The organism is Nonomuraea sp. NPDC050404, assembly GCF_040655495.1.
Lineage (GTDB): Bacteria > Actinomycetota > Actinomycetes > Streptosporangiales > Streptosporangiaceae > Nonomuraea.
This window is the reverse complement of the sequence record NZ_JBFAKB010000009.1, coordinates 389468-405308: the sequence shown is the minus strand read 5'-3', so window position 1 is coordinate 405308 and position 15841 is coordinate 389468. Positions and strand designations below refer to the sequence as shown.

The window sequence follows — 15841 nt, the reverse complement described above, 5'->3', positions numbered from 1 at the left end:
CCAGATGCTGAACTTCGCCGTCACCGTCACGGCCCTCTGCCTGGCCATCCCGCTCACCACGCTCGCCCGCATGCTGGCCACCGGTCCACGCACCCGGGCTCGAATCCGCAGAGCCTTCCACGACCACGCCACCAACGCACAGGGCGCGACCTCATCCGCCAAGACTCCGGTCGCGCCCCGCAACCCCGCCCGCTACTACGCCAACGAGGTGCACTCATCATGACCCAGAACCCGCACGAACCGGAAAACGAGTCCGGCGCCGGACCTCTGACCGGTCTGAACGGCTTCCCGTTCGCCGACCGGTCCACGACCGCGACGGTCGAGCCGGTCGAGACCGGCGGTCAGGTGGTGCCGCTGGACAGCCGCCGCAAGCTGCGCACCCTCGACACCGACGCCGAGCCCTCCGAGGACGAGTTCTTCGACCGCGAGACGATCGCGATCGAGGGCACCGTCCTCGGACCGCCGGTTGATCCGCCGGACGACGACGCCGCGCCGTACACCACCCAGCAGTCCCAGCGGCGCGCGCCCATCATCCCGGCCACGCTCCGCTCCTGGCGCGGTATCCGCGCCATGCTCGTCTGGCAGGCCAAGAACGCCGGATACGTGCTCGGCTACCACGCCGTACGCTCTCCGAAGTACGCCGCCAAAGCCGCCCTGTACGCCCCGGTCGGGTTCTTCCGCGCCACCGGCAAGCTCTTGCACTGGGCGACGGCGGAGGAAGGCAACTGGGCGCTGCGGCAGTACGCCGCCGACCGCAACGACCCGGAGACCTGGCTCAAGCTGGACAAGCAGCGCCAGCGGCAGTCACGGTGGCGCTGGTGGGTGGTGGCCGGCCTCGCCACGGCGGGCCTGGTCGGCCTGCTGGTTTTCCTGCTGGCCGACCTCCCTGCATGGGGCCGCCTCCTGGTGGTAGGCGTGGCGGTACCGCTACTGGCCCGCGCCGGTAGGCCCACGGACAAGCCCATCACCGACCGCGTCAGCGAAGGGCCGCGCTACCGCAAGCTCACCGCCGAGCTGGTCCGCCGCGCGCTGCTGTCCTGCGGCATCTCCGGCATCAACCAGGCCGTGAGCAAGGACCAGCACGCCATCAGCTTCCCGCAGGACATCCACCGCGACGGCCCCGGCCACCTGGCCATCATCGACCTGCCCTTCGGCGTAGAGGCCGCCGACGTAGTCGCCCGCCGTGGCCGACTGGCCTCCGGCATGCGGCTCCCGCTCGACCAGGTGTGGCCCGAGCCGGGCGACGGCCACCCCGGACGCCTGGCCCTCTGGGTCGGCTACGAGCCCGCCTCCCAGATGAAGCAGCCGTCCTGGCCGCTGCTCAAGGACGGCAAGGTGGACGTGTTCAAGCCGTTCCCGTTCGCCACCACGCCGCGCATGGACACGGTCAACGGCTCGCTGATGTTCCGTAACTGGCTGGTTGGTGGCCAGCCCGGCTCGGGCAAGACCTTCGCTCTGCGCCTGGCCGTGCTCGCCGCTTCGCTGGACCCGCGCGCCGAGCTGCGCATCTACGAGCTCAAGGGCGTCGGGGACTTCAAGGTGCTGGAGCCGGTCTGCACCGAGTACGGCAACGGCTTCGACGACGAGACGATCGCCCGCTGCGCCGGGATGATCCGCTGGCTGTACAAGGAGTGCGAGCGCCGCTCCAAGCGCATCGCCCACTATGCCCAGCTCGGCAAAGCTCCCGAGAACAAGGTCACTCCCGAACTGGCCAGCCTCAAGGACTCCGGTCTGCACCCGCTGATCGTCGCGATCGATGAGATCCAGGAGCTGTTCTTGCACGGCAAGTTCGGTAAGGAAGCCGGGGAGATCCTGGAGAAGGTCATCAAGCTGGGCCGCGCCCTGGGCGTGATCCTGCTGATCGGCACCCAGATCCCGGACAAGGACTCGCTTCCGACCGGGATCACGCGGAACGTCAACACCCGCTACTGCATGAGCGTCGCCGACCAGGTCGCCAACGACATGATCCTCGGCACCTCGATGTACAAGAACGGCTACCGCGCCACCATCTTCGAGCCCGTCAAGGAAGCCGGGTGGGGCATCCTGTCCGGCCTCGGCAAGCCCGCCGCCCGCCGCTCCTTCATGGTGGACACTGACGCCGCAAAGTTCGTGGTGAACCGCGCCATGCAGCTACGCGGCCTGGCGGGCACCTTGCCCGAGGAGGGCACCCAGACCCGTACCGACGCGCCCACGTTCGACCTGCTGACCGACGTCGCCCAGATCTGGCCCGCAGGCGAGACGGCCGCCTGGAACGAGACCCTCTGCTCGCGCCTGGCCGACCTGCGACCCGACTTCTACACCGGCTGGGCCTCCGAACAGCTCACCACCGCACTCAAGCCGCACGGCGTAGCCGTCCAGAGCATCGGCCGCCGCATCGACGGCAAGGCCGTCACCAGGCGCGGCATCCGCCTGGACGACCTCACCGACGCCATAGCAGAGCGTAACCGTCGATCCGGCACTGAGTGACCCCGCCGGAGGGTGCTAGCGCTAGCGGCTGAGGCTGCTATCGCTAGCACCCCCGCTAGCACCAGAAATAAGCCCTGGCCAGGGCGTTAGCACGCTAGCGCCCTCGCTTGACGACACCCAGAAACGGCCCAGGAGGCCACCCATGAACCCGGACCTGCTCATCGCTAGCGCAGTGACCATCCCAGCCCTGTTCATCACCATCCGTTACGTCGCCAAGTGCTGCATCCAACCGTTCGGCACCTGCCGCAAGTGCCAGGGCAAGCGCCACCTGCCCAAGCGCATCGGACGCGGCACCCATGAGTGCCGCCGCTGCAAGGGCACCGGCCTACGGCTCCGCTGGGGACGCCACCTCTTCAACTTCACCCGCCGCCTCCACAGCGACGGCACCCGATGACCGGCCACGACCAGGAGACCGTCATGACCGTTGACCCGATCCGCTACGCCCTGGCCGCCGCCGCCCGTGGCTGGCACGTCTTCCCGCTCACACCAGGATCGAAGGTGCCGCCCCGCGGATTCACCCGCTGGGAAGAACGCGCCACCGCCAACCCCGAGACCATCACTGCCATCTGGCGCGAGCCCTACAACATCGGTGTGGCCTGCGGCCCCTCTGGGCTCGTGGTCATCGACCTGGACCGGCCAAAGCCCGACCAGACACCGCCACCGAAGTGGGACCGCGCCGGCATCCGCGACGGTGCCGACGCCTTCGCCGCTCTGTGCGCCGACCACGGCCAGGAACTGCCCCTGGAGACCTTCCAGGTACGCACCCGACGCGGCGGCCTGCACCTCTACTACACAGCTCCGGCCGACGTGCCTGCAACGAACACCCAAGGCACACTCGGCTGGCTGATCGACACACGAGCCGTTGGCGGCTACGTGGTCGGCCCTGGAAGCCGCGTCGCCGTCAGCGACGGCCAGGGCGGCGTCTACGAGGTGCTTCACGCGCCGCCCGCCGCCCCACTGCCAGCCTGGCTGGCAGAGTTGCTCCGGCCCGCGCCGCTACCCGCCCAACGGCCTGTGACCGTCGCCCTGGCCGCCGACCGGCACGGCTCCTACCTACGGGCCGCCATCACGGCCGAGTTGGAGCGAGTGACCGACTCGCCGCCACACGGGCACAACACCGCGCTCTATCGCGCGTCCGTCGCTCTCGGACAACTCGTGGCCGGAGGCGAACTGCCCGAGGCCGACGTCACCGGGTGGCTCACCAGCGCCGCCCAACAGGTCGGCCAGCCTTATGGCGAGGCCGCACGCACCATCGCGTCCGGACTTCGAGCAGGGTCCCGCCGCCCGCGAACGGTGGCCGCATGACCAACGAACGACCCGCCCACCTACGACTGGTCGCCGGTGATGCCGTCCACGTGCCCGGCGACCCAGGACCCGCACCCACGCCGTTCCGTACCGCCTGGACCGCCGACGAACTCATGTCCGTCACCTTCCCGCCGACCAAGTGGGCCGTGCCCGGTGTCATCGCCGAAGGGCTGAACCTGCTGGCCGGTCCGCCCAAGGTCGGGAAGTCCTGGCTGTCACTCGCCACGGCCGTCGCCGTCGCCGGAGGAGGCAAAGCCCTGGAAACCATCGAAGTGGAGCCCGGCCCGGTCCTGTACCTGGCGCTGGAGGACACGCCACGCCGTCTCCAATCCCGCATGAGCAAGATCCTTGGAGACAAGCCCGCCCCACGCGGCCTGACCCTGTCCACCGCCTGCGAAACCCTTCCCAGCGGCGGAGACAAGGCCATCGCCCGCTGGCTCGACCGCAACCCCGGCGCACGCATGGTCGTCATCGACGTGTTCGCCAAAATCCGGGGCACCACACCACCCGGCCTGTCCGCCTACGACGCCGACTACACCGCCATGAGCCGCGCCAAGAACCTGGCCGACACCTACGGCGTAGCCGTCGTCCTGGTCCACCACGTCCGCAAGATGGGCTCCGACGACTTCCTGGAACAGGTCTCCGGCACCAACGGCCTGGCCGGTGCCGCCGACGCCACGCTCGTGCTCAAGCGCCAGCGCGGCACCGCCGACGGCGTCCTGCACGTCACCGGCCGCGACGTCGAAGAAGCCGAATACGCCATGGCCTTCGAACCCACCGCCGGAGTATGGCGCCTGCTCGACGGCCCGCCCGAGGACCACACGCTGGGAGAAACCCGCGCCTCCATCGTCCGCTACGTCCGCGCCAACCCGAACAGCACACCCAAGGCCATCGCCGACGGCACCGGCGTGTCCTACGAGAACATCCGCAAGACCTGCCCGCGCATGGCCACCGATGGCCAACTCTGCGTGGACGCCAACAGCCGCTATCGACTGCCAGGGACAACGGCACCAGAAGGTGTCCCAGCTGTCCCTGGCGTCCCTGACCTAGCCCTGACCAGCGCAAACGCACCCGATCAGCAGGGACAGACGTCCCTGCCCACTGTCCCAGCTGTCCCTGGTGAGGAGAACGGCCTTTGAGTCTCGCCACGCCCGACGACACACAGCTCTACCGGGTGACCGACGTCATGCGCGTGCTGCGCATGAGCCGGACGGTGATCTACGAGCAGATCCGCTCGGGCCGCCTGCGGTCGGTCAAGCAGGGCCGCGCACGCCTGATCACCGCGAAGGGCATCCGCAACTACATCGCACTGCTGGAGAAGGAAGCGGAGGAAGCTGCCTGATGACAAAGCGCCGCAGCCGGGGGGACGGCGGCCTGCACTGGGACAGTAAGCGCGAACGGTGGATCGCCTCGCTCACGGTCGGCTGGACGCCTGCGGGGAAGCGCATCGTCAAGACGGGGAGCGGCAAGACCAAGACCGAAGCGAAGAACAAGCTCAGAGAGATCATCAGGGACTACGAAGACGGCCTGACCATCGCACCCGGAGACTTCACCGTGGAACAGGCCGTCAATGACTGGCTGGCTTTCGGGCTCAGTGGACGCTCTTCGAGCACGGTGGACCTGTACACCATCAACTGCCAGAAACACGTCATCCCCGCACTGGGCAAGCGAAGGCTCCGCGACCTCAGCACGGAGGACGTGGACAAGTGGCTGGCCGCCAAGTCGAAGACGCTCAGCACCCGGACGCTCCAGATCATCCGTTCCTGCCTCAACCGGGCAGTCAGGCGCGCGATGGCACGAGACAGAGTCAAGCGGAACGTCGTGGACCTCTGCGGCGTGCCAGCGGGTAGGGCGGGCCGCAACTCCAAGGCGATGACGTTCGCCCAGGCGGACGCCGTGCTCAGAGCCGCTGAGGGGTCGAGCATGCACGCCTACATCGTCGTGTCCCTCCTCACCGGTGCCCGAACGGAGGAGTTGAGGGCGCTCAGGTGGGACCACGTGGACCTCTGCGGGAACGACAAGGCGATCCCGTCCCTACCGCCGTACGTCGCTGTGTGGCGCTCTGTACGGGCCAGCGGCGACACCAAGACCAGGAAGTCCAGGAGGACGCTCGCACTGCCCAAGAGGTGCGTAGAGGCGCTTGTAGCGCTCCAAGCGACGCAGAGAGAGGCCCAGGGGAAGGAGTGGAAGGCGAACAGCCTGGTGTTCGCCTCAGCAGCCGGGACGGAACTGGACGCGGCCAACGTGCGGCGCGCGTTTCGCAACGTCATCAAGAACGCGAACGGGATGAACCCGAAAGAGTGGACGCCCCGAGAGCTGCGGCACAGCTTCGTGTCCCTGCTCTCTGACAACGGGCTACCGCTCGAAGAGATCTCCCGCCTGGTCGGTCACAGCAGCACGGCGACGACCGAAGCCGTCTACCGCAAGCAGATCCGTCCCGTGGTCCAGTCGGGTGCTGTGGCCATGGACCGCATCTTTGGAACGCTCCAGACATCTTAGACAAGCAGTTAGACAAGCAGAGGCCCCCTCCCGATCCGGGAGAGGGCCTCTGCTGGCTGGTCGGGGCGACAGGATTTGAACCTGCGACTTCTTGCTCCCAAAGCAAGCGCGCTGCCAAGCTGCGCCACGCCCCGTCTCGCCGAGTGCACATGCGCTCCGGGACTCCGGTACGCTTTTGCTCTGACGACCGGATGAAGTCTAGACCAGAGTTCGACCGGTTCGCGCGGACGTAGCTCAATGGTAGAGCCCTAGTCTTCCAAACTAGCTACGCGGGTTCGATTCCCGTCGTCCGCTCTCGCGTGTCGAAAGGCCAGGTCAGCCCCGCTCAGGGGGGCCTGGCCTTTCGGTTGTCCAGGACTCCAGGGTCGCTTCGGCGAGGGTCAGCAGGTGGTTTCCGTACGCCTCGTGTCCCTCGAAGACGAAGCTGCCGTCCTCGCCGTACGGGAGCCCGGTGAACGCGGCGCGGAAACCTCCCGAGTGGCCGCCCGGCGGCAGCGGCTCGTACGGCTCCAGCGGCGACACGTCGTAGGCGGCCCTGACCCGGTGGTTGTTGCGCGACACCTGGTGACGCTGCAGGCGGAGCACCGCCTCCAGGCCCTGGTCCACGTAGAGCTGCAACCAGCGGAACTGCCCGTCCAGATGCTTCTGGCTCCCTTCCGCGGGATGCTGGAGCAGGTACACGCAGACCACGACCAGGTGCCACCGGTACATCTCCGGGTCGCGCTGCTCCTCGGCCAGGATCGCGTGGTAGTAGTCGGCGCACAGACCGAGCGGTCCTTCGCTCGCGCCGCAGTCGCAAGAAGCCATGGCAGGCAACCTAGGCCGCCCGCCGACGTCCTGTCGAAGACTTTTCCGCCGCCCATGGAACCGCCCCTAAAGTGGGAAATGATGCGTGCGCGACCGATCTCCCGAGAGGCCCTTGTCGAGGAGCTGGCCGAGGTGATCTCCGGCCGGCCGCCGGGTGCGTGGGTGCGGGTGGCCGTGGACGGGGCGCCTGCCGCGCGGCCCTGGGAGCTGGCCGACGCGCTGGTCGCGCCGCTGCGCCTGCGCGGCCGGCCCGTGCTGCGGGTGTCGGCGGGTGACTTCCTGCGGCCGGCCTCGTTGCGGCTGGAGTTCGGCAGGACCGACCCCGACGTCTTCTACGACGACTGGCTCGACGCCAAGGCGCTGCGCAGGGAGGTGCTGGAGCCGCTGGATCCCGGCGGGTCGGGGCGGGTGCTGCCGGCGCTGTGGGACAGCGGGACCGATCGGGCGTACCGGGTGCCGTACGAGGTGTTGCCGCCGGGCGGGGTGGTCCTGGTGGACGGGACGCTGCTGCTGGGGCGGGGGCTGGTTTTCGAGGTGGGCGTGCACCTGTGGTTGTCGCCTGGCGCGCTCGAACGGGGGACGCCGGACGGCGAGCGGTGGCGGCTGCCCGCCTACGCGCGCTACGAGCGGGAGGCGCGGCCCCAGGAGGCGGCCGACGTCGTGGTGCGGGCCGACCATCCGCGACGACCCGCCGTGCTGGTCCGCTGAGTTCTGGCGAGGGGGGCAGGCTCGGCGCAGACTGAAGCGATGATCCCAGCCGACTGGTACAACATCGTTCCCGACCTGCCCGTCCCGCCTCCTCCCCCGCTGCATCCGGGGACGCGGCAGCCCATCGGCCCCGACGACCTGGCCCCGCTCTTCCCGATGGAGCTGATCGGGCAGGAGGTCAGCGGCGACCGGTTCGTCCCGATCCCGCAGGAGGTGCTGGAGGTCTACCGCCTCTGGCGGCCGACGCCGCTGATCCGGGCGCGGCGGCTGGAGAAGGCGCTGGGCACGCCCGCCAGGATCTACTACAAGTACGAGGGCGGCTCCCCCGCCGGGTCGCACAAGCCGAACACGGCGGTCCCTCAGGCGTACTACAACGCGCGCGAGGGCGTGCGGCTGCTGACCACCGAGACCGGCGCGGGGCAGTGGGGCTCGGCCCTGGCGTTCGCCTGTGCCCAGTTCGGCCTGGAGTGCCGGGTCTGGATGGTACGCGCCTCCTACGACCAGAAGCCGTACCGCCGCTCTCTCATGCGGGTGTACGGCGCCACCGTGCACGCCAGCCCCTCCCCCGTGACGGGCGCGGGCAGCAAGGTGCTGGCCGACGACCCCGGCTCCCCCGGCAGCCTGGGCATCGCGATCAGCGAGGCCGTGGAGGTGGCCGGCGCGACGCACGACGCCCGCTACGCGCTCGGCTCCGTGCTCAACCATGTCCTCATGCACCAGACGGTGATCGGCGAGGAGGCGCTCGCCCAGCTCCCCGAGCCGCCGGACCTGGTCATCGGCTGTACGGGCGGCGGCTCCAACTTCGCCGGGCTCGCCTTCCCGTTCCTGCGCGAGAAGCTGGCGGGGCGCGCGGAAACGGTGTTCAGGGCGGTCGAGCCGGCGGCCTGCCCGTCGTTCACGCGCGGCGCCTATGCCTACGACTTCGGCGACACGGCCGGATTCACGCCGCTGCTGAAGATGCACACGCTGGGGCACTCGTTCGTGCCCGACCCGATCCACGCGGGCGGCCTGCGCTATCACGGCATGTCACCGCTGCTGTCCCACATGTACGAACTGGGCCTGTTCGAGGCCGTCACCCGCTCGCAGACCGAGTGTTTCGAGGCCGGTGTCCGCTTCGCCAGGACCGAGGGCATCGTGCCCGCGCCCGAGCCCACGCACGCGCTGGCCGAGACGATCGCCGAGGCGCTGCGCTGCAAGGAGAGCGGCGAGGAGAAGGTCATCCTGACCGCGCTGTGCGGCCATGGCCACTTCGACCTGGGCGCCTATGACCGTTATCTGGCCGGCGACCTGGAGGACTACACGCTGCCGCAGGAGCGCATCGACCAGGCCCTCGACGAACTACCCCGGTGAACCGGTGAAAGGTGGCCGCCCCCGCGGCCACCCGACCGTCATCGCGCCGTGGGACGCTTGCCGTGGTTCGCCTTCTTCTTCTTGCGGGCCCTGCCCTTGCGCGCGCGCCTGGCCATCAGCTCGCCTCCGGTGATCGGTCAGCGGGTCATCTCGGTACGTCCTTCGCCCCACAACGTCTCCCGCCCACACCGACCAGCGCAAGCGATCCCGCCGAACTAACATTCCCCAACAATTTCGTGTCATAATTTGGTGGAATCTGTTGGAAGGAGCGGGCGTGCTCGCACAGCAGCGCCAGCAGGCGATTCTCGAACGCGTGCGCAGCAACGGCGGCGTCCGGGTGGCCGACCTCGTACGCGAGCTCGGCGTCTCCGACATGACCATCCGCCGCGACCTTGAGGTGCTGGCCGAGCGCGGGCTGCTGGAGAAGGTGCACGGAGGCGCGACGGCGCTCGGCCCGGGCTCCACCGAGGAGCCGGGCTTCACCGCCAAGTCCGCCCGCCAGCAGCAGGAGAAGGACGCCATCGCGCGGCGCGCGGCCACCCTCGTACGCCCGGGCACGGCCGTGGCGCTGTCGGCGGGGACCACCACGTGGGCGCTGGCCCACCACCTGATCGGCGTGCCCGAGCTGACCGTGATCACCAACTCGATCCCGGTCGCCGAGATCTTCCACCGCAACCCGCGCGCCGACCGCACCGTCGTGCTGACCGGGGGCGTACGCACGCCGTCCGACGCCCTGGTCGGGCCGGTGGCCGTGGCCGCGATCCGCCGCCTGCACGTGGACACGCTCTTCCTCGGCGTGCACGGGATGAGCGTGCGGGCCGGGTTCACCACGCCCAACCTGCTGGAGTCCGAGACCGACAGGGAGCTGGTCGCGGCGGCACACCGGCTGGTGATCCCCGCCGACCACACGAAATGGAACACCGTCGGCATCAGCACCATCGCCGAGCTGAGCGAGGCCGACGTGGTCATCAGCGACGCGGGGCTGCCGCAGGACGCACGCACGGAGCTGGCCGAACGGGCCGGAGAACTGATCATCGTGGAGGGCACCCCTTGAAGCGCACCATCACCCACCTGGCCGACGGCCGGGAGCTGATCTACTTCGACCTGCGTGACGACGCGGACAGGAGCGCGATCGACCGGCGTACGCTCGGCCCCCGGCCGGTGGCCTCGGAGCTGCGCTACGACCCGCTGACCGAGGAGTGGATCGCGATGGCCGGGCACCGGCAGACGCGTACGTTCCTGCCGACGGGCGGCACGGCCGAGTGCCCGCTGTGCCCGTCGTCGGACGAACGCTCGACGGAGATCCCGGCCTACGACTACGACGTGGCGGTGTTCGAGAACCGCTTCCCCTCCTTCTCCGGAAATTTCGGGAGCTACGGCGAGCCGGGCGGGCTCAGTGAGGTGCGTCCGGGCGCGGGGCGGTGTGAGGTGGTGTGCTTCACCTCCGATCACTCCTCCTCCTTCTCCAGGCTCTCCGACGCTCAGGTGAGGCTCGTCATGGAGGCGTGGGCCGACCGTACGGCCGAGTTGTCCGCGATCGAGGGCGTGGAGCAGGTGTTCTGCTTCGAGAACCGGGGCGAGGAGATCGGCATCACGATCGCCCACCCGCACGGCCAGATCTACGCCTACCCGTACGTGACGCCCAGGACCAAGCTGCAACTCGGCGCGGCGGGGCGCTACACCAAGGGCAACCTGTTCGCCGACGTGCTGGCCGCAGAGCGGGAGGCGGGGACGCGGGTGGTGGCCGCCAACGAGTTGTGGACGGCCTTCGTGCCGGCCGCCGCGCGCTGGCCGTTCGAGGTGCACGTGTATCCGCACCGGCAGGTGCCCGACCTGGCCGCGCTCACGGAGGCTGAGCGGGCTGCGTTCGCGCCGCTCTACACCTCGGTGCTGCGGGCATTCGACGGGTTGTTCGGGCTCGTCATGCCCTACATCTCGGCCTGGCACCAGGCGCCGGTGCGTGAGGGCAGGGAGCTGGCCTATCTGCACCTGGAGCTGTTCAGCATCAGGCGGGCGCCGAACAAGCTCAAGTTCCTGGCCGGATCGGAGTCGGCGATGGGCGCCTTCGTCAACGACGTGCTGCCGGAGGAGGCCGCACGCATGCTTCGATCACAGATAGATCACTAATAGATTTCTTGTTAAGGTCGCATGACTCGTGATCTACCACTAATATCCCCATATGCACCGGCAGTAACCGCCGTTGCATGCCTAATCCCGGGCGCGTTGCCCGGGAGCCGGGGACCCAAACCGCACCTGGGGTGAATCCGCTTCGGCGGCAGGCGACTCCCATGCCCAACCCGTCAGCTAACCCGGCCGGCAGAGGGAGAGGAACACCTACGTGGCGGCTTCGCCCCGTGCGACCCTTGCCATCGGACTCATCGCCGCCTGCGCCATCGCCGTCCTCCCGGCGACCCCCGCGCAGGCCGCGCCCAAACCATCGGAAGAGCAGCTCCGCGCCCAGCTCAAACAGCTCAACAGCAAGGTCGACAAGCAGATCGAGAAGTACAACCTCAAGCGGGTCGATCTGGCCAAGGCGCAGGAGGCCGCCAAGACGGCCAAGGCCAGGCTGGCCGCCGCCGAGCAGACGCTGGTCACGGCCGAGCAGCGGGTCGCCGAGATCGCCCGCCTGCGCTACCAGAACGGCAACCCCGGGCTGCCCGGCATCATGATCCCCACCGACGCCGACACCGCGGCCATGCTCGAACAGCTCACGGCGGAGCAGCAGGCGATCGTGCAGGTCGTGGCGCGCGCGCGGGACGAGAAGAAGAAGGCCAGCGAGGAGGCCGCCAAGCTGGCGGCCAAGATCAAGGCGGACACGTCCGAGGTCTCCGAGCAGCGCGACGAGGCGGAGGACGTCATCAAGGACATCAGGAAGAAGCTTGAAGACCTGGTGCCTTACGGTACGGGCCGCAACTCCGACGGATCCTGGGCGCCCGAGCTGCCGTCAGGCTCGGACAACATCACCTCGCGTACGCGGCTGATGAAGGCGCAGGTGGAGAAGAACTTCCAGCTGCCGTCCAGCGTGGGCTGCTTCCGCGCGGGCGCCAGCGGCGAGCATCCGCTCGGCCGGGCCTGCGACTTCATGATGAGCACCGGCGGCTCGATGCCCGGCGCGGAGAACATGGCGCTCGGCGACCGGATCGCCGACTGGGCCATCAAGAACAAGGACAAGCTGGGCGTCAAGTACGTGATCTGGAAGCAGCGCATCAACCAGGGATCCGGCTGGCGCGGGATGACCGACCGCGGCAGCATCACCGAGAACCACTTCGATCACGTACACATCTCGATGAACTAGCGCGGCCGCGCACCGCTCGGGCAGGACACGGCAGCAGCCGGTCCGGCGCCTCCACGGACGTCCTCAGCCGGTCAGCCTGAGCGGGTTGACCAGGTCTGCGTAGATGAGCAGGCCCGCCATGACCATCATCACGATCGCGATGGCGTAGGTCAGGGGCAGCACCTTGGCGATGTCCACGTACGAGGGCTCGGGCCGGCGCATGACCTTGGCGTAGGCCCGCTTGATGCCCTCCCACAGGCCCCCGGCGACGTGCCCGCCGTCCAGCGGCAGCAGCGGGATGAGGTTGAACATGCCGATCGCCAGGTTGAAGCCGGCCAGCAACTGGATGAAGATCGCGGCCTTGTTCTCGGTGGACAGGTCGGAGGCCATGATCTCGCCGCCCATCCGGCCCGCGCCGACCACGCCCACCGGGCCCTCGGGGTCGCGCTCCTCGCCGGAGAAGGCCGCGTGCCAGACGCCGACCATCTTCTCGGGCAGGTTGAGCAGCGAGCCCGCCACCCTGACGGTCAGCTCGCCCATGTAGCCGACGACCTGGCCCAGGTTCTGCTGCTGCATGACCTCGGTGGGCAGCACGCCCAGGAAGCCGACGTTCTTGTCGATCTGCTCGGGGTTGTCGGGGTTGGGCCGGTCCTGGGCGATGAGCGTGACGTTGAGCGTCATCGGCTTGTCGTCGCGCAGGATGCCGAGTCGCACCGGGCCCGCGCCGTGCGAGCGGATCAGGGTGGTGGCGTCGTCCCAGTCGCCGATCTTCTTGCCGTCGAAGGTGACCAGGTGGTCGCCGGGCTTCAGGCCCGCCTGGGCGGCGGGCGTGGGCTTGTCGGCGGCGGTGCACTGCGTGCGCTGCTCGGTGATCGGGATCACGCACGTGTTGGTCGCGGGCGAGACGATCGGGGCATAGGTGGGCAGGCCGATGCCGACCAGCAGGATGCTGAAGAAGATGAAGGCGAGCACGAAGTTCATGGCCGGGCCGCCGGACATGATGATGACCTTCTGCCACCACTTCTTGCGGTAGAAGACCCGGTCCTCGTCGCCCGGCCGCACCTCTTCGAGCGCGGCGTCCCTGGCGGACTCGATCAGGCCCTGGAACGGGCCCGTCGCGGTGCTCCTGGCCTTGGTGGGGTCGTCGCCGGGCCGCGGCGGCAGCATGCCGATCATGCGGATGTAGCCGCCGAACGGGATCCACTTGATGCCGTACTCGGTCTCGCCCCTGCGCCGCGACCAGGCGGTCGAACCGAAGCCCACCATGTACTGGGTCACCCTGACGCCGAAGATCTTGGCGGGCACCAGGTGGCCGAGCTCGTGCAGGGCGATGGAGAACAGCAACCCGAGGATGAAAAGGATGATCCCCACGACGTAGAGCCAGTTCATCTAGGCGCGCTCCCGGATACGGCAAGGACAGGCGAAAGGTCCGACAGCCCCAGAGTAGTCCAAGTCGCCGCACCGCAAGGCTTACCGCATTTCCTGAGCATTGACAGTACGCAGTCAGCCGATCACTCTAAGAGACGACGGAGGGGGACGTCTTGATTCGCATTCTCATTGCCGAGCACCTGCCGCTGGTGCGCCGTGGCCTGCTGGCCACCCTTGGAGCCGAGCCCGACCTGCGGGTGGTCGCCGAGGCCGGACGCGCGGAGGAGGTGGTGCGCACGGCTCTGGCGGCCGAGGCCGACGTGGCCGTCGTCGATCTCGACCTGCCGGGTCCGCCGGTGGCCGGGCCGCTGGCCCGGCAGGCGCCCCGGTGCGGGGTGCTGATCCTGTCGGCCGCGCCGAATCCGGCGCAGGTGCGCGAGGCGCTGGCCGGTCCGGCGCTGGGGTTTATGAGCCTGTGCGTGCCGCCCGAGCAGCTGGCCGACGGGGTGCGCCAGGTCGCGGCGGGCCGGCGGGCCATCGAGGCGGAGCTGGCCCTGGCCGCGTTGCAGTGCGCGTCCAATCCGCTGACCAGGCGGGAGCTGGATGTGCTGCGGATCGCGGCGGGCGGGGCCCGTTCGACGGAGATCGCCGACGAGTTGTTCCTGTCGGTCGGCACCGTGCGCAACCACCTGTCGCGCATCATGTGCAAGACGGGCGCGCGCAACAGGCTGGACGCCGTACGGATCGCCAGCGACAGCGGCTGGTTGTGAGGGGTGCGGGGCGGTAGTGGTGGTTACGGGACCCGGTGGAGCCGCGCCGCTCCGCCGGATCCCGGGTACCTAGAGAATGTCAGCCGGGCCGATCCCACGGCCAGTGAGCGACATCACGAACGCGGCGTGTGAAACCTCACGGTCACGGGCGCCAGATGAGCACCAGCGCGCAGTCGTCGTTGTGCCCGGAGGCCATGGCGTTGACCAGCGCCCTGGCGCCGTCACGGAACCCGGAGGGCAACAACCGCTCCGCCTCGCCGAGCAGCCGGTCGAGCCCGGCGTCGATGTCGCGGCCCGGCTGCTCGATCAGGCCGTCGGTGAACAGCAGCAGCGCGTCGCCCTTGCGCAGGGTGCCGCTGTCGGGCTCGCAGTGCAGGTCGGGCACCACGCCGAGCACCACGCCCTTGGCCGAGGCGACCTGCCAGTTGCCGGTGCCCGCGTCGAACTTCACCACCGGCGGATGCCCGGCCGAGGTGATCGTGTAGTCGCCCGTCGCCAGGTCGAGGCGTACGTGCACGGCCGTCACGAACCCCTCGTCGCCGCGCTGCCTGTGCAGGTAGGCGTTGCACGCGGGCAGGAAGTCGTCGACCGAGCCGAGCAGCCCGCCGAACGTGCCCGACAACAGCAGCGCCCTGGTGCCCGCGTCGACGCCCTTGCCCGACACGTCGACCAGCGCGATCTCGACGGAGTCGCCGTCGCGCATGGAGACCAGGAAGTCGCCGCCGAACGACGAGCCGCCCGCCTGCTTGAGCACCACCTTGCCGCCCCAGTCCTTGGGCAGCGCGGGCAGCTCTCCCTGGCTCCTGAGCCGGTCGCGCAGCTCCAGCAGCATCGCGTCGCCGCGCAGGCCCTGCACGCCGAGCTTGCCCCTGGTCCTGGCCATGAGCACGGCCAGCACGGCGGTGAACACGATCGTCACCATCAGCCCCAGCCCGACCCTGCCCGCGCCGATGTTGGCCGCGACGTAGGCCAGTGAGACCCCGATCCCCACGAGCAGCTTGACCAGGCTGCGCAGCCTGAGCTGAAGCCCGCCGATGAGCGTGACCAGGATCAGCAGCGAGGGCGAGAACCACTCGGTCGAGGACTCGGCCGCGAGGAATCCGATGACGAGTGCCAGCACGATCAGCGTGGTGAGCAGATTGCGTTCGCGGCCCAGCAACACCCGCCGGACGAACCGCACGACAGGCACCAGGCCTGGCACCCGCACCAGGACCGCGCGGACCCGAGGCGGGATCAGCGGCGCCGGACGGGAACTCATGATGCGCCTGACTGTATCGGTCTGACCCATGTTTGG

General features: G+C 69.2%; 16 protein-coding genes, 2 tRNA genes and 1 riboswitch. Of the genes, 14 read left to right on the top strand and 4 right to left on the bottom strand.

What is annotated here, in order from left to right; genetic code table 11:
- Positions 1-4 precede the first annotated feature (4 nt).
- The 7 genes from AB0I81_RS26960 (at position 5) to AB0I81_RS26930 (ending at position 6270) form a co-directional block, all read left to right on the top strand.
- Positions 5-223, top strand: coding sequence for a hypothetical protein (locus AB0I81_RS26960; RefSeq protein ID WP_360661726.1), 219 nt, complete (start codon positions 5-7; stop codon positions 221-223).
- Positions 220-2466 carry a cell division protein FtsK gene (locus tag AB0I81_RS26955; RefSeq protein ID WP_360661723.1) on the top strand — a complete coding sequence of 749 codons (2247 nt, stop codon included), beginning with the start codon at positions 220-222 and terminating at the stop codon, positions 2464-2466. Before AB0I81_RS26960 ends, AB0I81_RS26955 begins: the two co-directional genes overlap by 4 nt.
- 142 nt (positions 2467-2608) lie before the next feature.
- The gene (locus AB0I81_RS26950) at positions 2609-2860 is read left to right on the top strand and encodes a hypothetical protein (protein WP_360661720.1); all 252 of its coding nucleotides are present in this window, start codon (positions 2609-2611) and stop codon (positions 2858-2860) included.
- A 23-nt stretch (positions 2861-2883) separates the two neighbouring features.
- On the top strand, positions 2884-3771 hold the full coding sequence (locus AB0I81_RS26945; RefSeq protein ID WP_360661717.1) for a bifunctional DNA primase/polymerase: 888 nt from the start codon (positions 2884-2886) through the stop codon (positions 3769-3771).
- Positions 3768-4910 carry an AAA family ATPase gene (locus tag AB0I81_RS26940; protein WP_360661714.1) on the top strand — a complete coding sequence of 381 codons (1143 nt, stop codon included), beginning with the start codon at positions 3768-3770 and terminating at the stop codon, positions 4908-4910. The genes AB0I81_RS26945 and AB0I81_RS26940 overlap by 4 nt, the downstream gene beginning before the upstream one ends.
- Positions 4907-5113, top strand: coding sequence for a helix-turn-helix domain-containing protein (locus AB0I81_RS26935; RefSeq protein WP_360661712.1), 207 nt, complete (start codon positions 4907-4909; stop codon positions 5111-5113). Before AB0I81_RS26940 ends, AB0I81_RS26935 begins: the two co-directional genes overlap by 4 nt.
- Positions 5113-6270, top strand: a complete 1158-nt coding sequence (locus tag AB0I81_RS26930) for a site-specific integrase (RefSeq protein WP_360661709.1) — start codon at positions 5113-5115, stop codon at positions 6268-6270. Before AB0I81_RS26935 ends, AB0I81_RS26930 begins: the two co-directional genes overlap by 1 nt.
- 57 nt (positions 6271-6327) lie before the next feature.
- Here the strand turns inward: AB0I81_RS26930 and AB0I81_RS26925 are convergent.
- Positions 6328-6404, bottom strand: a tRNA-Pro gene (locus AB0I81_RS26925).
- A gap of 89 nt (positions 6405-6493) precedes the next feature.
- On the opposite strand from AB0I81_RS26925, the gene AB0I81_RS26920 reads away from it, so the two are divergent.
- A tRNA-Gly gene (locus AB0I81_RS26920) sits at positions 6494-6564 on the top strand.
- A gap of 21 nt (positions 6565-6585) precedes the next feature.
- On the opposite strand, the gene AB0I81_RS26915 is transcribed toward AB0I81_RS26920, so the two are convergent.
- Positions 6586-7077 (bottom strand): DUF5946 family protein, encoded by a 492-nt coding sequence (locus tag AB0I81_RS26915; RefSeq protein WP_360661706.1) that lies wholly within the window; start codon positions 7075-7077, stop codon positions 6586-6588.
- Positions 7078-7155: 78 nt separating this feature from the next.
- On the opposite strand from AB0I81_RS26915, the gene AB0I81_RS26910 reads away from it, so the two are divergent.
- From AB0I81_RS26910 to AB0I81_RS26890, 5 genes are all read left to right on the top strand, one after another.
- Positions 7156-7785, top strand: a complete 630-nt coding sequence (locus AB0I81_RS26910) for a uridine kinase (RefSeq protein WP_360661703.1) — start codon at positions 7156-7158, stop codon at positions 7783-7785.
- Between the two features lie 39 nt (positions 7786-7824).
- Positions 7825-9135 (top strand): TrpB-like pyridoxal phosphate-dependent enzyme, encoded by a 1311-nt coding sequence (locus AB0I81_RS26905; protein WP_360661700.1) that lies wholly within the window; start codon positions 7825-7827, stop codon positions 9133-9135.
- Positions 9136-9409: 274 nt separating this feature from the next.
- Positions 9410-10189, top strand: a complete 780-nt coding sequence (locus tag AB0I81_RS26900; RefSeq protein ID WP_360661697.1) for a DeoR/GlpR family DNA-binding transcription regulator — start codon at positions 9410-9412, stop codon at positions 10187-10189.
- On the top strand, positions 10186-11262 hold the full coding sequence (gene galT, locus AB0I81_RS26895) for a galactose-1-phosphate uridylyltransferase (RefSeq protein WP_360661694.1): 1077 nt from the start codon (positions 10186-10188) through the stop codon (positions 11260-11262). Before AB0I81_RS26900 ends, galT begins: the two co-directional genes overlap by 4 nt.
- Before the next feature lie 68 nt (positions 11263-11330).
- Positions 11331-11468, top strand: a riboswitch (cyclic di-AMP (ydaO/yuaA leader).
- Positions 11469-11473: 5 nt separating this feature from the next.
- Entirely contained in the window at positions 11474-12430 is a 957-nt protein-coding gene (locus AB0I81_RS26890; protein WP_360661691.1) for a hypothetical protein, read from the top strand.
- Positions 12431-12493: 63 nt separating this feature from the next.
- Here AB0I81_RS26890 and AB0I81_RS26885 read toward each other — a convergent pair whose 3' ends face one another.
- Complete coding sequence (locus AB0I81_RS26885; protein WP_360661688.1) at positions 12494-13798, bottom strand: site-2 protease family protein; 1305 nt, start codon at positions 13796-13798, stop codon at positions 12494-12496.
- 152 nt (positions 13799-13950) lie between these two features.
- Here AB0I81_RS26885 and AB0I81_RS26880 point away from each other — a divergent pair, with 152 nt between their 5' ends.
- Positions 13951-14547 (top strand): response regulator transcription factor, encoded by a 597-nt coding sequence (locus AB0I81_RS26880; protein WP_360661686.1) that lies wholly within the window; start codon positions 13951-13953, stop codon positions 14545-14547.
- A gap of 142 nt (positions 14548-14689) precedes the next feature.
- On the opposite strand, the gene AB0I81_RS26875 is transcribed toward AB0I81_RS26880, so the two are convergent.
- Positions 14690-15805, bottom strand: a complete 1116-nt coding sequence (locus tag AB0I81_RS26875) for a PP2C family protein-serine/threonine phosphatase (RefSeq protein WP_360661683.1) — start codon at positions 15803-15805, stop codon at positions 14690-14692.
- Positions 15806-15841: the final 36 nt, after the last annotated feature.